Origin of the sequence: Arthrobacter sp. 7Tela_A1 (assembly GCF_049311065.1) — a bacterium.
GTDB lineage: Bacteria > Actinomycetota > Actinomycetes > Actinomycetales > Micrococcaceae > Arthrobacter_B.
The window spans coordinates 1-18,139 of sequence record NZ_JAXIOO010000054.1 but is presented as its reverse complement, the minus strand read 5'-3'; the positions used below and the strand labels follow the sequence as shown (position 1 = coordinate 18,139).

Here is an 18,139-nt window from a genome sequence, read left to right as displayed (position 1 = left end):
GGACGTCTACGCCTATTTCAACAATGACGGCGAGGGCGCCGCGGTTCACAACGCACTGCGGCTTAGGGAACTGCTTTCCTGAGGTATCGGGCGGTGTACGGGGAGATGCGGACAGAACTATCCTTCCGTTCCCACCCACCGGTAGAACTTCTCCGGACGGCCGGCGTCGCCGTATCGAGGCGTTACTGTGGCCAGCCCGCGCGTCACAAGGAACTCGAGGTAGCGGCGCGCACTGACCCTGGCCAGCCCCACACCGGCGGCAACTGCAGAGGCCGAGCTTTCCCCGCTTTTTTCGAGTTCCCGCACGACAGCCGTGAGCGTTGGTTCGGACAGTCCTTTAGGCAGTCCCGCCCATGTCCCCGGCGACGGAACAGATGCAGTCGGTCGAAGCAGGCGGTCTATGCTCGCCTGATCCAGGGCTTCCGCGGCTCCTTCCGGGCGCACGAGCTGGGCCCGTGCCTGCACGTAGGCATCCAGCCGGTCCAGCAGCACACGGAAGCCAAACGGCTTGACGAGGTAATGCAGCACCCCGCCGGCCATCGCTGCACGGACCGTTTCCAGCTCCCGGGCAGCCGTGATGGCGAAGATATCCACGGGTTCGCCGGGCATGTTCCGTACTGCCCGCAGGACTTCGATGCCGGACATGTCCGGCAGGTGGATGTCCAGGAGCACCAGGTCCGGTTCCAGCGCTGCAATCATTTCCAGCGCCTGAGCTCCGGTATGCGCGGTCGCTGCCACTTCGAATCCCCCATGTGCGAGCAGGAATCCGCTGTGCAGTCCCGCGACTTCCCTGTCGTCGTCGACCACCAGGGTGCGCACCAGGCGGGTCTTCACTGGTTCGGGCATCGTGCTCATCTTCTCTCCATACCTGTCTCCCGGACACTGTCCGCGCTGCCGTTTTCCGCTTGTCCAGGGCCCAAATCGACGGTGATTTGGGCCCCTCCCTCCGGAGAGTCCGTGATGAGCACGCTGCCGCCGCGGCGGCAGGCGATCCGTGAGACCAATGCCAGCCCGAAGCCCCGCGTCCCGGGGCCGCCGGGGTCCTTGGTTGAATAGCCTTCCCGCAGCACAAGTTCGCGGCTGCCGGCCGGGATGCCGGGTCCGTCATCGGCAACAGTGATCTGCTGCCGGCCGGATTCCCTGTTCAGCGAGACACGGATACTTCCTCCGGCTCCCACGGCGTCCATGGCGTTGTCCATCAAGTTGCCCAACACGGTCACACAGTCCGTGGTTCCATCCGGGACCAGGTCCGGGCCGGGTTCCAGGACCAGTTCAATTCCCTTTTCTTCGCACAGGCTGCCCTTGGCCATCAGGAGGGCGGCGCTGTCCGGATCGGTGATGCCCTCTGTGGTCGTGGCGGAGAGCAGCGAACCGCCGTGCCCGGACCGCGCGATGAAGTCGACGGCCTGCCCGGTATGTCCGAGTTCCAGCAGCCCGGAAATCACGTGCATACGGTTCGCGAATTCGTGGGCCTGGGCACGAAGGGCAGAGGTTGCGTCCCGCTCCCCATCCAGATCCTGCAGCAGCTGATGCAACTCCGTTCGGTCGCGGAGAATCAGCACGCCGCCGGTCCTGCGTCCGTCGACCATTGCCCCTGCGGCGCGGGCCAGCAACACCCTCTCACCGGCCAGCACGGTTTCATCGGTCGCACCGGCGGAGCGCAGCATAGCCACGAGGTTCGCGGGCAGGACCTCGGCCGCCGGCCGGCCTTCCGCCGTCGCCGGCAGCTCCAGCAGGCGGCGGGCCTCATCATTGACGAGTGCAACGTTGCCCCGCTCATCCACGGCGACCATCCCTTCCCCAATGGCGTGGAGCATGGCGTCACGGGTCTTGAGAAGCTGGGCGATCTCCTCCGGTTCCAACCGGTAGATCCGTTTCCAGACCAGCCCGGAGAGCCAGCTGGCGCCGGCGAAACCGAGCACGGCTGCGGCGATCAGCCATGCAATCAGCACCGGCATGTCTTCCTGGAGCTCCGCCTGCAGCTCAGATTCCAGGATTCCCACTGATGCCGTGCCGATAACCCTTGCGTCCTCGGAAAACACCGGAACCTTGACCCGCCACGACGTGCCCAGGGTTCCGGTTTGCGTCCCCACGTAGACATCGCCGGCGAGCGGGACGGAAGGATCGGTCGAGACCTTGCTCCCAATCAGATCCTGGTTCGGGTGCGAATAGCGGATTCCTGTGTGGTCGGTCACCACTACGTACGTCACGCCAGTGGCCTGGGTAATGAGGTCGGCAATGGGCTGGATCTCGGCGCTGGGATTCTCCTCACCAAACGCCTGGATGACAGAAGGAAGCTGCGCGACTGACTTGGCCACGCCGACCATCCGGGCCTCGTACGCGTCCCGGATCTGGTCGGCCTGCATGCGGACTGCCACGGAACCGGCCATCAGGACGACGACGAGCACAATCAACAGCTGCAGCAGGAACAACTGTGACCTGAGCGACATCGATCCAAGCATGGGCACATCTTCGCACGCTCCCGGGACGGCCCCGGATTCCGCGGACGTGTCCCCCGGTGACCATAAAGACCAATACCTCCGCTATGACCGCATGCTTCTCCCCTCACCGGAGTGTTCCTACGCTGGGATGGCACGCGTGGTGATCCGCATCACGCCCGAGAAAGGAAACCCTCATGTTGCTCAACCGCGCAATGACGCGCCGTTCAGCGCTGGCTGCCGCTGCTGCCGGCGCCGTCCTGGTCCTTGGAGCCTGCGGAGCCTCCGGCGGCACTGCCTCCGACGGCGGAATCGACCGCCTCAACATCATCGTCCCGGCCGATCCGGGCGGCGGCTGGGACCAGACAGGCCGCGCCATCCAGTCCGACCTGCAGGAAAACGATCTTGTCGGCAACGCGTCCGTTCAGAACATCGGCGGAGCGGGAGGCACCAACGGCCTCGCCAAACTCGCAACGGAGAAGAACGCCAACACCCTCATGGTCATGGGCTACGTCATGGTCGGTGCCGTCGAGACGAACAACGCCGCCAACCGGATCGAGGACACCACACCAATCGCCCGGCTCACGGAAGAGCAGCTCGTTGTCGTTGTGCCGGCGGAATCGGAGTTTCAGACCATCGATGACCTCCTGGAAGCTATCCGTGAGGACGGACAGGGCGTTTCCATCACCGGCGGCTCCGCCGGCGGAGCGGACCATATCCTCGCAGGTTCCATGCTGAAGGCGGCAGACATTGACCCGGGGAACCTGAACTACATCCCCTATTCCGGTGGCGGTGAATCCCTCGCAGCCCTCCTGGGCAACAAGGTCAACGCCGGCATTTCCGGTGTTGGTGAATACGCCGAGCAGGTCAAGGCAGGCAAACTGCGCGCCCTGGCCGTTTCCGGCGAGGAAGCCGCTGCCCAGCTCCCCGATGTCAAACCGCTGAGCGAACAGGGCGTGGACGTTATTCTCACCAACTGGCGCGGCGTCGTCGCGCCCGGGTCCATCGACGAAGCACAGGCCGAAGCCCTGACCCAGCTGGTCACGGACCTTCACGGCACCGAGGCCTGGACGGCCACCCTCGAGGAAAACAACTGGACCGACGCTTTCCTCACGGGAGAAGACTTCCAGCAGTTCCTCACCGAGGACATCGCCACGGTCAAGACCACGCTGACCGACATCGGGCTGCTCTAATCCCATGACTGCTCAGCCGACAGCGCCCGGAGCGAGCCGGACGGCTTTCTCCGGGCGCGTGGGAGAACTGCTCTTCGCGGCAGCCGTGCTCAGCCTCGGGGTCACTGGTTTCCTGGCCGGGGCGGGCATTCAGACGCCGCCGTCAGCCAGCGACATCGGCCCCCGGGCTTTCCCTTACCTCGTTTCAGGTCTCCTTGTCCTCGTGGGCGCTGCCTTGATCTTCCAGGTGCTGCGCGGACGGACAGGCGACGCCGAGGAAGGCGAGGACATTGATCCCGATGTCCCGACCGACTGGACTGCACTGGCCAAGCTGGCCGGGTTCCTGGTACTGCACATCGTGCTTATTACTCCCCTGGGCTGGCCCATTGCCGCTGCTGTCCTGTTCTTCGGGGTCAGCTGGTCCCTGGGTGCCGCCTCGTGGGCACGCAGCCTCCTCATAGGAGTCGTGCTGGCCCTGCTGCTCCAGATCGGTTTTGCCGGACTCCTCGGTGTTTCTCTGCCGGCAGGAATCCTGCAGGGGGTGCCGTTCCTCAATGGATAACTTCGTACACCTCCTGGAGGGGTTCGCGGTAGCGGCCCAGCCCGTCTATCTGCTGTACGCACTCGGAGGCGTGCTGATCGGCACGGCGGTCGGCGTGCTGCCGGGCATCGGGCCGGCCATGACAGTGGCCCTGCTGATGCCCATCACGTACTCGCTGGATCCCACTGCCGCCATCATCGTGTTTGCCGGTATTTACTACGGCGGCATGTACGGCGGATCCACGACGTCCATCCTGCTGAACACTCCCGGTGAATCGGCGTCCATTGTCACAGCCCTTGAGGGCAACAAAATGGCCAAGGCCGGCCGCGGAGCCGCTGCCCTGGCAACAGCGGCCATAGGCTCTTTCATCGCCGGCACGCTGGCGACCATCGCGCTGACCTTTGTTGCCCCCTACATTGCCGAGTTTGCGGTGCGAATCGGCCCGGTGGAGTACGTAGCCCTGATGGTCGTCGCCTTCCTCACGGTCGGCGCGCTTCTGGGCGCGTCCGTGCTGCGGGGACTGGCTTCGCTGGGCATCGGACTCTTTGTCGCCGTCGTCGGGGTGGACCAGCTGACGGCCCAGCAGCGCTATACCTTTGGCAGCGCGTTCCTCGCGGACGGCGTCGACGTGGTGCTTGTGGCCGTGGGACTCTTCGCGGTCGGTGAAGCCTTCTACGTTGCCTCGCGCCTGCGGCACGGGGCGGTGGAAGTCATTCCCGTGACGGGACGATGGAACACCTGGATGCGGCGCGAAGACTGGAGCCGTTCCTGGAAGCCCTGGCTCAGGGGAACGGCAATCGGCTTCCCGGTAGGGACGATTCCGGCAGGCGGAGCTGACGTCGCCACCTTCCTTTCCTACGCCTCGGAGCGCAAGCTCGCCAAGGGCAAGCGCAAGGCACAGTTCGGAAGGGGTGCCATTGAGGGAGTTGCCGGGCCGGAGGCGGCGAACAATGCAGCGGCCGCCGGGGTCCTGGTGCCGCTGCTGACCCTGGGCATCCCCACCACTGCGACAGCTGCCATGATGCTGGTGGCCTTCCAGCGGTACCAGATCCAGCCCGGGCCGTTGCTGTTCGAGAACGAGAGTGCGCTGGTGTGGGCACTCATTGCCAGCCTGTACGTGGGCAACCTGATGCTGCTGGTCTTGAACCTGCCGCTGGTGGGAATGTGGGTGAAGATCCTCCAGATTCCGCGGCCGTACCTTTATGCGGGCATCCTGGTGTTTGCGGCGCTCGGTGCCTACTCGGTCAATTTCACCAGTGCGGATGTCGTGATGCTTTTGGTGATCGGCGTGCTGGGGTTCTTCATGCGCCGCTACGGCTACCCGATCGCGCCGCTGGTGGTGGGGCTGATCCTGGGTCCGATCTTCGAAAACCAGCTGCGCCGGTCGCTGGCCATCTCCCAGGGCGACCCCCTGGCCTTGGTCCAGTCCCCCATCGCAGCTGCGATCTACGTCTCGCTCATCGTGATCTTCGGTCTGTCCTTCTGGATGCGCCGCCGGCAACGCGCCCTGGAGGATGCGGTCCTGCCCGAAGAGCGTGGCGTGAGCGCCTAGCGGCCGGAAACACCGGGGGGGGGGGGGCCCCCTCCTGGCGTAAGGACCTTGATTACCGGGCTGCGAGCATCTTGGCCCGGCGGTGGGACAGGACCTGACCGCCGATGACGACCAGCAGGGCAACGATGAACATCGCCGAACCGATGACGTTGGCCTGGGCCGGGATCCCTCGGGTTGCCGCAACGTAGATGAACTTGGGGAAGGTATCCAGGTTGCCGGAATTGAAGTTGGTGATGATGAAGTCATCGAAGCTCATCGCGAAGGCCAGCAGTGCTGCCGCCACGATACCCGGCAGCAGCAGCGGGAACGTGACCCGCCAGAACGCCTGGATCGGCGACGCGTACAGGTCCCCGGCCGCTTCCTCCAGCTTCGGGTCCAGGCTCGCGACACGGGCCTTGACCGTCACCACCACGAAGGAGATGCAGAAGATGGAGTGGGCAATGATGACGGTCCCCATCCCCAGCTCAGAGCCGAGGTTCAGGAACTGGGAGAGCAGCGAAGCCCCCAGCACAACCTCCGGCGTAGCCAGAGGAAGGAAGATGAGCATGTTCGCCGTCGCGTTGAACTTGAAGCGGTACCGGACCAGCCCAATCGCGATGGCCGTGCCGAGCGCGGTGGAGATCAGGGTGGCTGCCAGGCCCACCTGCAGGCTGTTGCCCAGCGCCTCACAGACGCCTGGAGCACCGCAGGGGTTCTTCCAGTTGTCCAGCGTGAAGCCGCGCCAGCTCAGATTGGTCCGTCCGGCGTCGTTGAAGGAGAAAGCGAAGACGTAGAAGATCGGAACCAGGAGGAAAAGGAAGGCCAGTCCTCCGAACACCGGCACAAACCAGCGGCCTATTTTCTGTTTCATATGTGGTTCCTTACATCAGTTCTTTGGTGCCAAAACGCCGGACATACAGGATCACCAGGAACAGGATGGCAAGCATCAGCAGGAAGGACAGGGCGGAGGCGCCCGGGTAGTCCACAACGCGGAAGAACCGCGAGTCGATGACCTGGCCGATCATGGTGGTGTTCTGGTTGTTGCCCAGCAGGGCCGCGTTCACGTAGTCGCCCGTGGCGGGGATGAATGTGAGCAGCGTTCCGGCCATCACACCCGGCAGGGAGAGCGGGAAGGTGATCTTGCGGAAGGTCGTAAAGCCGTTCGCGTACAGGTCCCCGCCGGCCTCGATCAGCCGGGTGTCGAGCCGTTCAAGGTTGGCGTAGATGGGCAGCGTCATGAACGGAAGGAAGTTGTACGTCAGGCCGCAGACCACGGCGAACGCCGTCGCCGTGAGCCGTCCGTCGTCGGGAAGCAGGGACACGGCCCGCAGGACTGAAACAACAGGACCTTCATCCGCCAGGATCTGCTTCCAGGCCTGCGTACGCAGGATGAAGCTGGTGAAGAAGGGGGCGATGATGAGCACCAGCAGGATGCCCTTGAGCAGTTTGCGGTCCCGCAGGCGCACAGCCACCAGGTAAGCCATCGGATAACCGATGACCAGCGCCGCAATCGTGGCGATCAGGGCGAAGCCAAAGGAACGCAGCACCGCCGGCCAGTAGTTCTGCAGGACAACCACGTAGTTGCCGAACTCAAGGGCCGGAACGAACTGCCCGACGTCGGCGCCTTCAGGCTTGATGTACAGCGACGTGGCCAGCAGCGAGATGACCGGCATCGCGAAGAAAAGCAGCAGGAAAATGAACCCCGGCAGGATCAGGAAATAACCGATCCGTCCGCGCCGTTTGCTGGCTTCCTCCTCAGCTGCGCTGACCCCTGTTCCGGCTGTCTTACCCGCCGTCAGGAGCGCCATTAGAGGCCGTCCTCGCCGGCTCCGGCTTCCCGGTCCTCGCTGCCGCTGAGGCCAAAGGCGTGCGCAGGATCCCAGGCCAGGCGGACCTTGTCGCCGTCGTGGAAGAGTGCTCCGCCGTGGTTCTGGCTAAAGACGCCCACGGTGCCGATGCCCTCAGCGTCGACCAGGTATTCAGTGCTCGCACCGGTGAAGGACGCATCCAGCACGACGCCGCGGATCGAGCCTTCCGCGGGGGCAGCACTCTCACCCACCATGCTGAGCTTCTCCGGCCGGATACCCACCAGGATCTTGCCGCTGTGGTCCGCGGCCCTGTCCTTGAGGATGGTGAGCTCATTGCCGGCGATGTTGATCCGGAGGAACTCCCCCGCCTCACCGGTGACCGTGGCGGGCATGAGGTTGGACTTGCCCAGGAAGTTCGCGACAAAAGCGGTTCGCGGAAGTTCGTACAGTTCCTGCGGCGGGCCCATCTGCTCCACTTTGCCGTGGTTCATGACGGCCACGGTGTCAGCCATGGTCATGGCCTCTTCCTGGTCGTGCGTGACGTGGACGAAGGTCAGTCCCACCTCGGTCTGGATTTTCTTCAGTTCCACCTGCATCTGCCGGCGGAGCTTCATGTCCAGGGCACCCAGCGGTTCATCCAGGAGCAGCACGGCGGGACGGTTCACGACGGCGCGGGCCAGGGCCACGCGCTGCTGCTGGCCGCCGGACAGCTGTGCCGGACGGCGGGCTCCCAGATGGTCCAGTTCAACCAGTTCCAGCGCTGCCTTGGCCTGCGCCTCAGCATCGCGGATCTTCCGGCGCTTGAGTCCGAACGCCACGTTGTCCAGAACGCTCATATGCGGAAAGAGTGCGTAGTTCTGGAACACCGTGTTGACCGGACGCTGGTACGGGCTGGTGCCGGTGATGTCCTTGCCGCCGATACTGATGCTGCCGGCAGTAGGCTGTTCCAGACCGGCGACCATCCGCAACGTCGTCGTCTTCCCGCAGCCTGACGGGCCAAGAAGGGCGAAGAAGGACCCCGAGGGGATCACGAGGTCAAGGTTGTCCACGGCGGTGAATTCGGTGAAGCGTTTGGTGATACCGGACAGGACAAGGTCCGCACCGGACCCCTCGGCCGCGGTTCCGGGATTCCGGGAAAGCTCGGTGGTGCTCATCTATCAGTTTCCGATCGCAGTCTGGAACCGGTCGTTGAAATCGGTCTCTTCGTCAGGGGTCAACGTGCGGATCACGTGCGCGTTCGCCAGGTACTCGTCGGTCGGGAAGATCAGCGGGTTCTCCACCAGGTCCGGATCGATGGCTTCCATTGCCTCGCGGGCGCCCTCAACGGGGCAGATGTAGTTCACGTACGCCGCGACGGTGGCTGCATTCACCGGGTCGTAGTAGTAATCCATCAGCTTCTCGGCGTTGGCCTTGTGGGTGGCGCCGATAGGAACCATCAGGTTGTCTGACCACAGCGTGCCGCCGGCTTCGGGCAGTGCGAACTCCCACTTGTCGCCCTCTTCGAAGTTGAGCTGGGTGATGTCGCCGGACCATCCGATGACTGCCAAAGCGTCACCGGAGATGAGGTCCTCCTTGTAGGAGTTGCCCTTGACCTGGCGGATCTGCCCGTCGGCAATCTGCTTGGACAGGACGTCCAGGGCGTTCTCGAACTCGTCTTCGCCCCAGTTCCCGGTGATGTCCACGCCGTTGTCCATCATGAGCAGGCCCATGGTGTCCAGCATTTCGTCCAGGACCTCCACACGGCCCTTGAGTTCTGGCTGCCAGAGATCGGAGACGGACTTCAGGCCCTTGGGGAAGGCTTCCTTGTTCCAGACGATCCCGCCGAAGCCGGACTGCCAGGTGAGTGAGTGCTTGCGTCCCGGATCGAAGTCCACGTTCTTCAAGTTCGGGAGCAGGTTCTTGGAATTGGGGATGTTCGCGAGGTCCAGTTCCTGGGTGTAGCCAAGGCGGATCAGGCGCCCCGCCATCCAGTCGGTGAGCGTGACGATGTCCTGGCCGATGTCCTGGCCGGCGGACAGCTGGCCCTGGACCTTGCCAAAGTAGGAGTCGTTGCCGTCTACATCCTCGGAGTAGTTGGCCTTGATTCCGGTGGCCTCACTGAAAGCGTCAAGCGAGGGGTAGGTCCGGGTTGAGTCGTCGTAGTCCAGGTACAGGGTCCAGTTCGCCCAGTTCACGACCTTCTCGGAATCGGAGAGATCCGCGGCAGCACTGGGCTTGGACGACGCCCCGCCGCTGGTGCCGCCGGTGCCGCATGCCGCCAGCATGCCGGCGAGGGAAAGGCCTCCAGCTCCCATGAGCAGCTTCCGGCGGGAAAGCTGGGCATTGACGATACTTCGGAGCATCGGGTCGCTCGCGGGACGCTTCTGCATTGGTAACTCCTTGCTGGCACAACTGAACTGCGGACGGGTGTTGTTTGGTCGATATTGCCATGGCGAAATCCGCAGGGACAAGGTTTTCGTTGTAAAAGTTTTGTTACGCCACTGTTTCCAATCAAAGATCGGCAATCTGTCAACGGTTTCCGTTCCCAAACCCCTTGATTTCGAACGAAATAAAAGATTGAATGGCTACCACTTACACGCCGTAAGCTTCCCAATCCGCACCCGGAGGTGAAATAGCCGTGGAATCCGCACCCGGAAACCATTTGGTCGACGAAACCTCCAAAGCCATCATCGAGCAGCTTCAGGAGGACGGCCGCCGCTCCTACGCGGCAATCGGAAAGGCCGTCGGCCTGTCCGAGGCTGCGGTGCGGCAGCGGGTCCAGAAGCTGACGGACAGCGGCGTGATGCAGATCGTGGCCGTGACCGATCCCATGCAGCTGGGCTTTCCCCGGCAGGCGATGCTGGGCATCAAGGTCCACAACGACGTCCTGGCCGTGGCAGACCGGATAGCGGCAATCGACAAGGTCGACTACTGCGTCGTCACTGCCGGCTCATTCGATCTGCTGGCCGAAGTGGTGTGCGAAAACGACCAGGACCTCCTGCTGCTCGTCAACAGGTTCCGCAGCATTCCGGGCGTTACAAGCACCGAAACCTTTATGTACCTCTCCCTGCGCAAGCAGGCCTACAACTGGGGCACCAGATGACCGAAACAACTGTTCACTCTTCCTCCACGACCCCGCGGGGAACGGACCGCCAGCAGGCGGCACGCGACCACCTGTGGATGCACATGGCCCGCCATTCCGGACCGGTCTCCGGCGGAAATGTTCCGATTATTACGCGCGGCAAGGGTCACCACATCTATGACGACCGCGGCCACGAACTCATTGACGGCCTGGCCGGGCTCTTCACCGTCCAGGTGGGCCACGGCCGCGAAGAACTGGCGGAGGCTGCCGCACGGCAGTCCCGCGAGCTGAGCTTCATGCCGCTCTGGTCCTACGCCCATCCTCCGGCCATCGATCTGGCCGAACGCCTCGCAGCCCAGGCGCCCGGAGACCTGAACCGGGTCTTCTTCACCACCGGCGGCGGCGACTCCGTGGAATCCGCCTGGAAACTGGCGAAGCAGTTCTTCAAGCTCACCGGCAAGCCCACCAAGCACAAGGTGATCTCCCGTGCCGTCGCCTACCACGGCACTCCGCAGGGCGCCCTGTCCATCACCGGTATCCCGGACATGAAGTCAGCCTTTGAGCCTCTCGTTCCCGGTGCCTTCCGGGTGCCGAACACCAATCAGTACCGCGCTCCCGCAGGGCTGGAGGATCCGGAGGCCTTCGGCCGCTGGGCCGCGGACCGCATCGGCGAGGCCATTGAATTCGAAGGACCGGACACCGTCGCCGCCGTGTTCCTGGAGCCGGTGCAGAACTCCGGCGGCTGCTTCCCGCCTCCCCCCGGCTACTTCAAGCGCGTGCGGGAAATCTGCGACCAGTACGACGTCCTGCTGGTTTCGGACGAAACCATCTGCGCCTTCGGCCGGGTCGGCTCCATGTTCGCCTCGACCGACTTCGACTACGTGCCGGACATCATCACCTGCGCCAAGGGCATCACCAGCGGCTACGCACCGCTGGGTGCGATGATCGCCTCGGACCGCCTGTTTGAACCGTTCGCCAAGGGCGACACCACGTTCTACCACGGCTACACCTTCGGCGGGCACCCGGTCTCCGCCGCCGTCGCCATGGCAAACCTGGACATCTTCGAGGCCGAGGACCTGAACAACCGCGTCAAGACGAACGCACCGGCATTCCGTGCCACGCTGGAAAAGCTGAAGGACCTGCCGATCGTCGGCGACGTGCGCGGCGAGGGCTACTTCTACGGCATCGAACTGGTCAAGGACAAGGCCACCAAGGAGACGTTCTCCGACGACGAGTCGGAGCGCCTGCTGCGCGGCTACGTTTCCACGGCACTGTACGACGCCGGACTGTACTGCCGTGCCGATGACCGGGGCGATCCCGTCATCCAGCTCGCGCCGCCGCTGACCATCGGCCAGCCGGAATTCGACCAGATCGAATCAATCCTGCGCTCCGTGCTCACAGAAGGACTGAACCACCTCTGATATGGACAGCTCCACAGCCCCGGTCAACGGCAAGGTCTCCTTCTGGTACGCGGAGACCGGCCTGCCGGACCCCCGCCCCGGCCTTGAGGGAGACGCCAACGCCGACATCGTCATTGTTGGCGCCGGTTACACGGGGCTGTGGACTGCCTACTACCTGAAGAAGGCACGTCCCGACCTGTCGGTGGTGGTCCTGGAATCACGGTTTGCCGGGTTTGGCGCCTCCGGGCGGAACGGCGGATGGCTGACGAACTCGATCAGCGGCGGACGCGGCCAGTACGTGAAATCCCATGGCAGGGCCGTCGTCGGGCGGTTCCAGGAACTGCTCAACGACACCGTGGATGAAGTCATCGGCGCCGCCGCGGCCGAGGGCATCGACGCGTCCATCGTGAAGGGCGGGGAACTGAACGTAGCCCGCAACGAAGCCCAGCTTCGGCGGCTGCATGCCCTGGCCGCGGAGGAATCGGCCTGGCCCGAGGCAGGTACCCGACTGCTCGACGCCGGCGAAACCGCCGAACGCCTGCGGATTGCCGGGACGCTGGGCAGCATCCACCACCCGCACTGCGCCCGGATCAATCCAGCCCGGCTGGTCCGCGGACTGGCTGGCGCCGTCGAACGCCTGGGCGTACCCATCCTTGAGGGCACCACGGTGACGGAGATCCGGCCCGGTGCCGCCATGACCAACCGGGGAACAGTGTCGGCCAGGTACATCCTCCGGGCCACCGAAGGGTTTACCGCCACGTTGCGCGGACATCACCGGGCCTGGCTGCCGATGAACTCGTCCATGATTGCCACCGAACCGCTGCCGGACACTGTCTGGGACGAGATTGGCTGGAACTCCATGGACACTGTCGCTGACATGGCCCATGCCTACATGTACGCGCAGCGCACGGCTGACGGACGGATCGCCCTGGGCGGACGCGGCGTTCCCTACCGGTTCGGTTCCCGCCTGGACACCGACGGCGCCACCCAGCCCGAAACCATCACGGCCCTCACCAAACTGCTGCGGGACATGTTCCCGGCTGCTGCCGGCGCCCGGATCGACCATGCCTGGGCCGGCGTACTGGGTGTTCCCCGGGACTGGAAGGCAACCGTTGGCCTCGATCCGAAGACGGGCCTGGGCTGGGCCGGCGGCTATGTCGGCACCGGCGTCGCGGCCACCAACCTGGCCGGCCGCACCCTGCGGGACCTGATCCTGGATCCGGGCAGCGAACTCACCACAATGCCCTGGGTCAACCGCAAGGTGCGGAACTGGGAGCCGGAGCCCCTGCGCTGGCTCGGCGTCAAGACCATGTACGCCGCCTACTACGCGGCGGACCGGGCCGAGAACAACGGCCGCCGCACGACGTCGCCCATCGCCAGGGCTGCGGATGTGGTGTCCGGGCGGTAGCGGGATCAGACCTGGCTGCCCGTCGCCCCCGTGATCAAGTCCGCAGGGAGGCCCGCCGCCCGGCTAACCCGCCGCAGGCAGCGACTGCAGCTGCTGCAGCAGCACCGCCACGTGAAGTGATGTCCGGGACTCCGGATCGTCCAGGGACACCCCCAGCCTCGCTTCGAGCTTGGCGAGCCGGGCGTAGAGGGTTGGCCGGCTGAGGTAACCGCTGCGGGCCAGCTCGGTTTTGTTTCCGCCGCATTCAAGGAACCGCTGCAGGAGCGCAAGATCCTCCGCATCGAGGCCGCGCAGCTCAGCATCGGCAAAGGAAACCGCCCGGGGGTCCTCACGCAGCAGCGCCAGGAGCCCGCGCAGGCGTACGTCCGTGGAGCGGAAATAGCGGTTGGCGCCGGCGGCAAGGGTGCCCGCCGTCTGCGCGACATGCGCTGCCTCATCCAGCCCGGCAGCGGCGTCGGCCAGGCGTGACCGCGCCCTCCCGACGCCGGCAGTCCACACCAGTTCCCCGGGCACTGCCGCGGTCCGCGCCGCGAGGTCTCCGCAGATCCGCTCGAGCAGACTGTCCTCCAGCATCCGGGCCGGCAGCGCCAGGAGGACTGCCACCTGGCCGGTCTGCAGGGCCGCGGCGAGCGCGGTGTTCCGGGTCGCAGTCAACACGGCGTCCAGCATTTCCAGCAGCGCCCGTTCCTTGCGCTGCATGGACATCGGGTCCTTGCCCGACCCCGAATCCAGGTGCAGGACCAGGGGCAGGTACGCCGGGGACGGCTTCAGCCCCAGCGCCGAGGCACGGGACAGCGCCTCGGCGTCGTCCTGGGTTCGGGAACCGCGCAGTTCATGGATCAGCCCGGCCTGGGCCTGCTGTGCCAGACCGGCTTGATCCCGCTCCGCCAGCCGGTTGATGGACAGCGCCTGGCCGGCGCGTTCCAGGACCATGGCCGCTTCGGCGGCCGCTCCCGGCTCGCGGGGAGCACCCGGCAGCACCAGCCTGCCCCACTGCGTGCTTCCCAGGCCCACCGGCGTCTGCAGCCAGAGCCCGTCCCCGGCAACCCTGGTCTCCGGGTAGCCGTGCACGGCCCGGGACCGGCGCTGCCAATCCTGGAGCAGCTCCTGGGCCGGCAGCCCGGCGGCGGCGAAGGCGACCACCAGATGCGAGCTGTCTTCCAGCACCACCGGAGCACCCAGCAGCTGCGAGGCGCGGTCCACGATCTCCTGTACTCCGGCGCTCTGCAGACTGAGCATGGTGAAGACCTCGTGGACCTCCCGGGCCTTTTCCACCCGTTCCAGCTGGCGGGCGACGATGCGCCGGTGCACAACTTCGGTAACTTCCACGAAGCGGATGGTTCGGTGCAGCCGGATGACCGGAAGCGTGGTCAGGGCGGCGGCTGCAGCCAGCGCAGCCGCGTCTGCCGGACGGCCGGCAGGAATCTCGACGATCACTCCGGCCGCTCCGGCGGACTGGAGCCCCGCAAGGTACTCCCCCGCATCGCCGGGCGAATCGCCGAACGCCAGCCCGGTGGTGAGCACCAGTTCCCCGCCCTCCAGCAGATCCGCCAAGCTGCGCAGTTCCGCGACGTGCACCCAGCGCACCGCGGCATCCAGGGCGCCGTGCCCGGAGAGCACCTCCGGCGCTCCGGCCCGGACGACGTCGAGCTCCAGGATCGCTTCCAAAGTCAGGCTCATGCCGCGAGTCTAGGCGGCGATCGTTTCCGGCGGTTTACGAATCGTAAAGATTTCCCGATATTTCCTGACGGGTTGGCAATGTTCCCGTGTGCAGGGTTTGGGCAGGATGGTGGCAGACCTGCAACAACACCCCCGCTTGAACGCAAGGAGCTCTTCGTGCAGACCACACAGCACTGGATCAACGGCGCATTTACCGCACCGTCTGACACCCGCCTCGCCGATGTCACCAATCCGGCCACGGGCAAGGTCACTTCCCAGGTGGCCCTGGCCTCCGCCGACACCGTCAACGACGCCGTCGCCGCTGCCGCCGCGGCGTTCCCGCTGTGGCGCGACACCTCGCTGGCCCGCCGCGTGCAGATCCTCTTCTCCTTCCGTGAACTGCTCAACGCCCGCAAGTCCGAGCTCGCCGCCATCATCACCGCCGAGCACGGCAAGGTGCTTGACGACGCCCTCGGCGAGATCAGCCGCGGCCAGGAAGTCGTGGAGTTCGCCTGCGGCATCCCGCACCTGCTCAAGGGCGGCTACACCGAGAACGCATCCACCAAGGTGGACGTGCACTCCATCCGCCAGCCTGTGGGACCGGCTGCAATCATCAGCCCGTTCAACTTCCCGGCCATGGTGCCCATGTGGTTCTTCCCGGTCGCCATCGCCGCGGGCAACACCGTCGTCGTCAAGCCCAGCGAAAAGGATCCGACGGCGGTCAACTGGGTCGCCGAACTGTGGAAGGAAGCCGGACTCCCGGACGGCGTCTTCAACGTGGTGCACGGCGACAAGGAAGCCGTGGACACCCTGCTGCACCACCCGGACATCAAGTCCGTGTCCTTCGTGGGCTCCACTCCGATCGCCCAGTACGTCTACCGTGAAGGCACCGCCAGCGGCAAGCGTGTCCAGGCCCTCGGCGGCGCCAAGAACCACATGATCGTCCTGCCCGACGCCGACCTCGACCTGGCCGCCGACGCAGCTGTCAACGCCGGCTTCGGTTCCGCCGGCGAGCGCTGCATGGCCATCTCCGCCCTGGTCGCCGTCGAACCCATTGCCGATGAACTTGTCGCCAAGATCGCCGAGCGCACCCGCACCCTGCGCATTGGTGACGGCCTGCGCGGCACGGACATGGGCCCGCTGGTCACGTCCGCCCACCGCGACAAGGTGGCAGGCTACATCGACGCCGGCGAAGCCGCCGGAGCGACCGTGGTCCTGGACGGCCGCAAGGTCGAAGCAGACTCCGACGGCGAAGGCTTCTTCCTGGGCCCGACCCTCTTCGACAACGTCACCCCTGACATGTCCATCTACACCGACGAGATCTTCGGCCCCGTGCTTTCCGTGGTCCGCGTGAAGAGCTACGACGAAGCCCTGGCCCTGATCAACTCAAACCAGTACGGCAACGGCACGGCAATCTTCACCAACGACGGCGGCGCCGCCCGCCGCTTCGAGAATGAGGTTGAGGTCGGCATGGTCGGCATCAACGTGCCGATCCCCGTCCCCATGGCCTACTACTCCTTCGGCGGTTGGAAGAACTCCCTCTTCGGCGACTCCCACGCCCACGGCACCGAAGGCGTGCACTTCTTCACCCGGGGCAAGGTAGTCACCACCCGCTGGCTGGACCCGAGCCACGGCGGCCTGAACCTCGGCTTCCCGCAGAACGCCTAGGAACGAAGGAGCATCGCTATGAGCACCACTACCGAACCGGCAGTCACCGAAGAGGAACTGGCCGCCGGACGCCGGGCCTACGAGCTGGACCGCAAGCACGTCTTCCACTCCTGGTCCGCCCAGAAGCAGATCACACCCATGACGGTCACCCGCGCCGAGGGTTCCTATGTCTGGGACGGGGAAGGACGCAAGCTGCTGGACTTCTCCTCCCAGCTGGTCAACACCAACATTGGCCATCAGCATCCAAAGGTCGTTGCGGCTATCCAGGAGCAGGCCGGCAAGCTGTGCACCATCGCACCGCAGTACGTGAACGATGCCCGGTCCGAGGCCGCTAGGCTGGTTTCCGAGCTGACGCCCGGGAACCTGGACACGGTCTTCTTCACGAACGGCGGCGCCGACGCAATTGAGCACGCCATCCGGATGGCCCGGCTGCACACCGGCCGGTACAAGGTCCTTTCCGGCTACCGTTCCTACCACGGCGGCACCGCGCTGGCCGTGAATGTCACGGGTGACCCGCGCCGTATCCCCAACGATTACGGCACCTCCGGCACGGTCCACTTCCATATCCCGTTCCTGTACCGCACCCAGTTCCACGCTGCCACCCAGGACGAGGAATGCCAGCGTGCACTGGACCACCTGGAGCAGCTCATCCTGCTCGAAGGCCCCGGTGCGTTCGCCGCGCTGGTCCTGGAATCCATTCCCGGCACGGCAGGCATCATGGTTCCGCCGCCGGCCTACCTGGCCGGTGTCCGTGAACTGACCCGCAAGTACGGCATCATGTTCATCGCCGATGAAGTGATGGCCGGTTTCGGGCGCTCCGGCAAGTGGTTCGCGGTTGAACATGCCGAGGGCGTGGAGCCGGACCTGCTGACCTTCGCCAAGGGGATCAACTCCGGCTACGTTCCGCTGGGAGGCGTGGCGATTTCCGACGAGATCGCAGCAACTTTCGCGGATGCGCCGTATCCCGGCGGACTCACGTACTCCGGCCATCCGCTGGCCTGTGCCGCAGCCGTTGCGACGATCAACGCCATGCGCGACGAGGGCATGGTCGAAAACGCCTCACGGCTGGGAACAGACGTCTTTGGTCCCGGGCTTGCGGCCCTCGCGGAGAAGCACCCCAGCATCGGCGAGGTCCGCGGCACGGGAGCCTTCTGGGCGATCGAATTCGTCAAGAACCGTGAAACCCGCGAACCGCTGGCACCCTATGGAGGCTCCAGCCCGGCCATGAACGCGCTGATTGGTGCCAGCAAGGAACGCGGGCTGCTGCCCTTCGCCAACTTCAACCGCTTCCACGTCGTTCCGCCGCTGAACATCACGGACGAGGACGCTCGGACCGGCCTGGCCATCCTGGACGAGGTCATGGAGATTGCGGACGGTTACACCGAAGAATAAGACCGCGCCACTGCAGCGGAGGCCCGGCCCGGCCCCCCCGGCCCGGCGGGCCCGCCCCCCC

At 65.3% G+C, this 18,139-nt stretch carries 15 protein-coding genes; 8 read left to right on the top strand and 7 right to left on the bottom strand.

Features of this window, described 5'->3' with window-relative positions; all coding sequences use genetic code 11:
* Window positions 1-117 precede the first annotated feature (117 nt).
* Together TVB01_RS15700 and TVB01_RS15695 are read right to left on the bottom strand one after the other, a co-directional pair.
* A complete protein-coding gene (locus TVB01_RS15700; RefSeq protein ID WP_422456840.1) occupies window positions 118-855 on the bottom strand; it encodes a response regulator in 738 nt (245 codons plus the stop codon).
* The gene (locus TVB01_RS15695) at window positions 852-2,450 is read right to left on the bottom strand and encodes an ATP-binding protein (protein ID WP_422456839.1); all 1,599 of its coding nucleotides are present in this window, start codon (window positions 2,448-2,450) and stop codon (window positions 852-854) included. Before TVB01_RS15695 ends, TVB01_RS15700 begins: the two co-directional genes overlap by 4 nt.
* A 185-nt stretch (window positions 2,451-2,635) precedes the next feature.
* Between TVB01_RS15695 and TVB01_RS15690 the strand changes: the two genes are divergently transcribed.
* Genes TVB01_RS15690 through TVB01_RS15680 form a run of 3 tightly spaced genes read left to right on the top strand, consistent with a single transcriptional unit; the run spans window position 2,636 to window position 5,703 of the window.
* Window positions 2,636-3,631 (top strand): Bug family tripartite tricarboxylate transporter substrate binding protein, encoded by a 996-nt coding sequence (locus TVB01_RS15690; RefSeq protein WP_422456838.1) that lies wholly within the window; start codon window positions 2,636-2,638, stop codon window positions 3,629-3,631.
* A gap of 4 nt (window positions 3,632-3,635) precedes the next feature.
* Window positions 3,636-4,172 carry a tripartite tricarboxylate transporter TctB family protein gene (locus tag TVB01_RS15685; protein WP_422456837.1) on the top strand — a complete coding sequence of 179 codons (537 nt, stop codon included), beginning with the start codon at window positions 3,636-3,638 and terminating at the stop codon, window positions 4,170-4,172.
* On the top strand, window positions 4,165-5,703 hold the full coding sequence (locus tag TVB01_RS15680; RefSeq protein ID WP_422456836.1) for a tripartite tricarboxylate transporter permease: 1,539 nt from the start codon (window positions 4,165-4,167) through the stop codon (window positions 5,701-5,703). The genes TVB01_RS15685 and TVB01_RS15680 overlap by 8 nt, the downstream gene beginning before the upstream one ends.
* A 52-nt stretch (window positions 5,704-5,755) precedes the next feature.
* Here the strand turns inward: TVB01_RS15680 and TVB01_RS15675 are convergent, their stop codons facing one another.
* The 4 genes from TVB01_RS15675 to TVB01_RS15660 are packed head-to-tail and all read right to left on the bottom strand — an operon-like array spanning window position 5,756 to window position 9,859.
* The gene (locus TVB01_RS15675; protein ID WP_422456835.1) at window positions 5,756-6,553 is read right to left on the bottom strand and encodes an ABC transporter permease; all 798 of its coding nucleotides are present in this window, start codon (window positions 6,551-6,553) and stop codon (window positions 5,756-5,758) included.
* Between the two features lie 10 nt (window positions 6,554-6,563).
* Window positions 6,564-7,490, bottom strand: a complete 927-nt coding sequence (locus tag TVB01_RS15670; RefSeq protein WP_227895262.1) for an ABC transporter permease — start codon at window positions 7,488-7,490, stop codon at window positions 6,564-6,566.
* Window positions 7,490-8,644: an ABC transporter ATP-binding protein gene (locus TVB01_RS15665; RefSeq protein ID WP_422456834.1), complete on the bottom strand. Its 1,155-nt coding sequence runs from the start codon at window positions 8,642-8,644 to the stop codon at window positions 7,490-7,492. Before TVB01_RS15665 ends, TVB01_RS15670 begins: the two co-directional genes overlap by 1 nt.
* A gap of 3 nt (window positions 8,645-8,647) precedes the next feature.
* Window positions 8,648-9,859 (bottom strand): ABC transporter substrate-binding protein, encoded by a 1,212-nt coding sequence (locus TVB01_RS15660; RefSeq protein WP_422456833.1) that lies wholly within the window; start codon window positions 9,857-9,859, stop codon window positions 8,648-8,650.
* Window positions 9,860-10,107: 248 nt separating this feature from the next.
* Between TVB01_RS15660 and TVB01_RS15655 the strand changes: the two genes are divergently transcribed.
* Genes TVB01_RS15655 through TVB01_RS15645 form a run of 3 tightly spaced genes read left to right on the top strand, consistent with a single transcriptional unit; the run spans window position 10,108 to window position 13,359 of the window.
* Entirely contained in the window at window positions 10,108-10,572 is a 465-nt protein-coding gene (locus TVB01_RS15655) for an Lrp/AsnC family transcriptional regulator (RefSeq protein ID WP_422456832.1), read from the top strand.
* Window positions 10,569-11,972 carry an aspartate aminotransferase family protein gene (locus tag TVB01_RS15650; protein ID WP_422456831.1) on the top strand — a complete coding sequence of 468 codons (1,404 nt, stop codon included), beginning with the start codon at window positions 10,569-10,571 and terminating at the stop codon, window positions 11,970-11,972. Before TVB01_RS15655 ends, TVB01_RS15650 begins: the two co-directional genes overlap by 4 nt.
* Window position 11,973: 1 nt before the next feature.
* A complete protein-coding gene (locus tag TVB01_RS15645) occupies window positions 11,974-13,359 on the top strand; it encodes an NAD(P)/FAD-dependent oxidoreductase (RefSeq protein WP_422456830.1) in 1,386 nt (461 codons plus the stop codon).
* Between the two features lie 63 nt (window positions 13,360-13,422).
* Here TVB01_RS15645 and TVB01_RS15640 read toward each other — a convergent pair whose 3' ends face one another.
* Entirely contained in the window at window positions 13,423-15,039 is a 1,617-nt protein-coding gene (locus TVB01_RS15640; protein WP_422456829.1) for a PucR family transcriptional regulator ligand-binding domain-containing protein, read from the bottom strand.
* Between the two features lie 156 nt (window positions 15,040-15,195).
* On the opposite strand from TVB01_RS15640, the gene TVB01_RS15635 reads away from it, so the two are divergent.
* Together TVB01_RS15635 and TVB01_RS15630 are read left to right on the top strand one after the other, a co-directional pair.
* Window positions 15,196-16,686, top strand: a complete 1,491-nt coding sequence (locus TVB01_RS15635) for a CoA-acylating methylmalonate-semialdehyde dehydrogenase (RefSeq protein ID WP_422456828.1) — start codon at window positions 15,196-15,198, stop codon at window positions 16,684-16,686.
* 18 nt (window positions 16,687-16,704) lie between these two features.
* Window positions 16,705-18,078, top strand: coding sequence for an aspartate aminotransferase family protein (locus TVB01_RS15630; protein ID WP_422456827.1), 1,374 nt, complete (start codon window positions 16,705-16,707; stop codon window positions 18,076-18,078).
* Window positions 18,079-18,139: the final 61 nt, after the last annotated feature.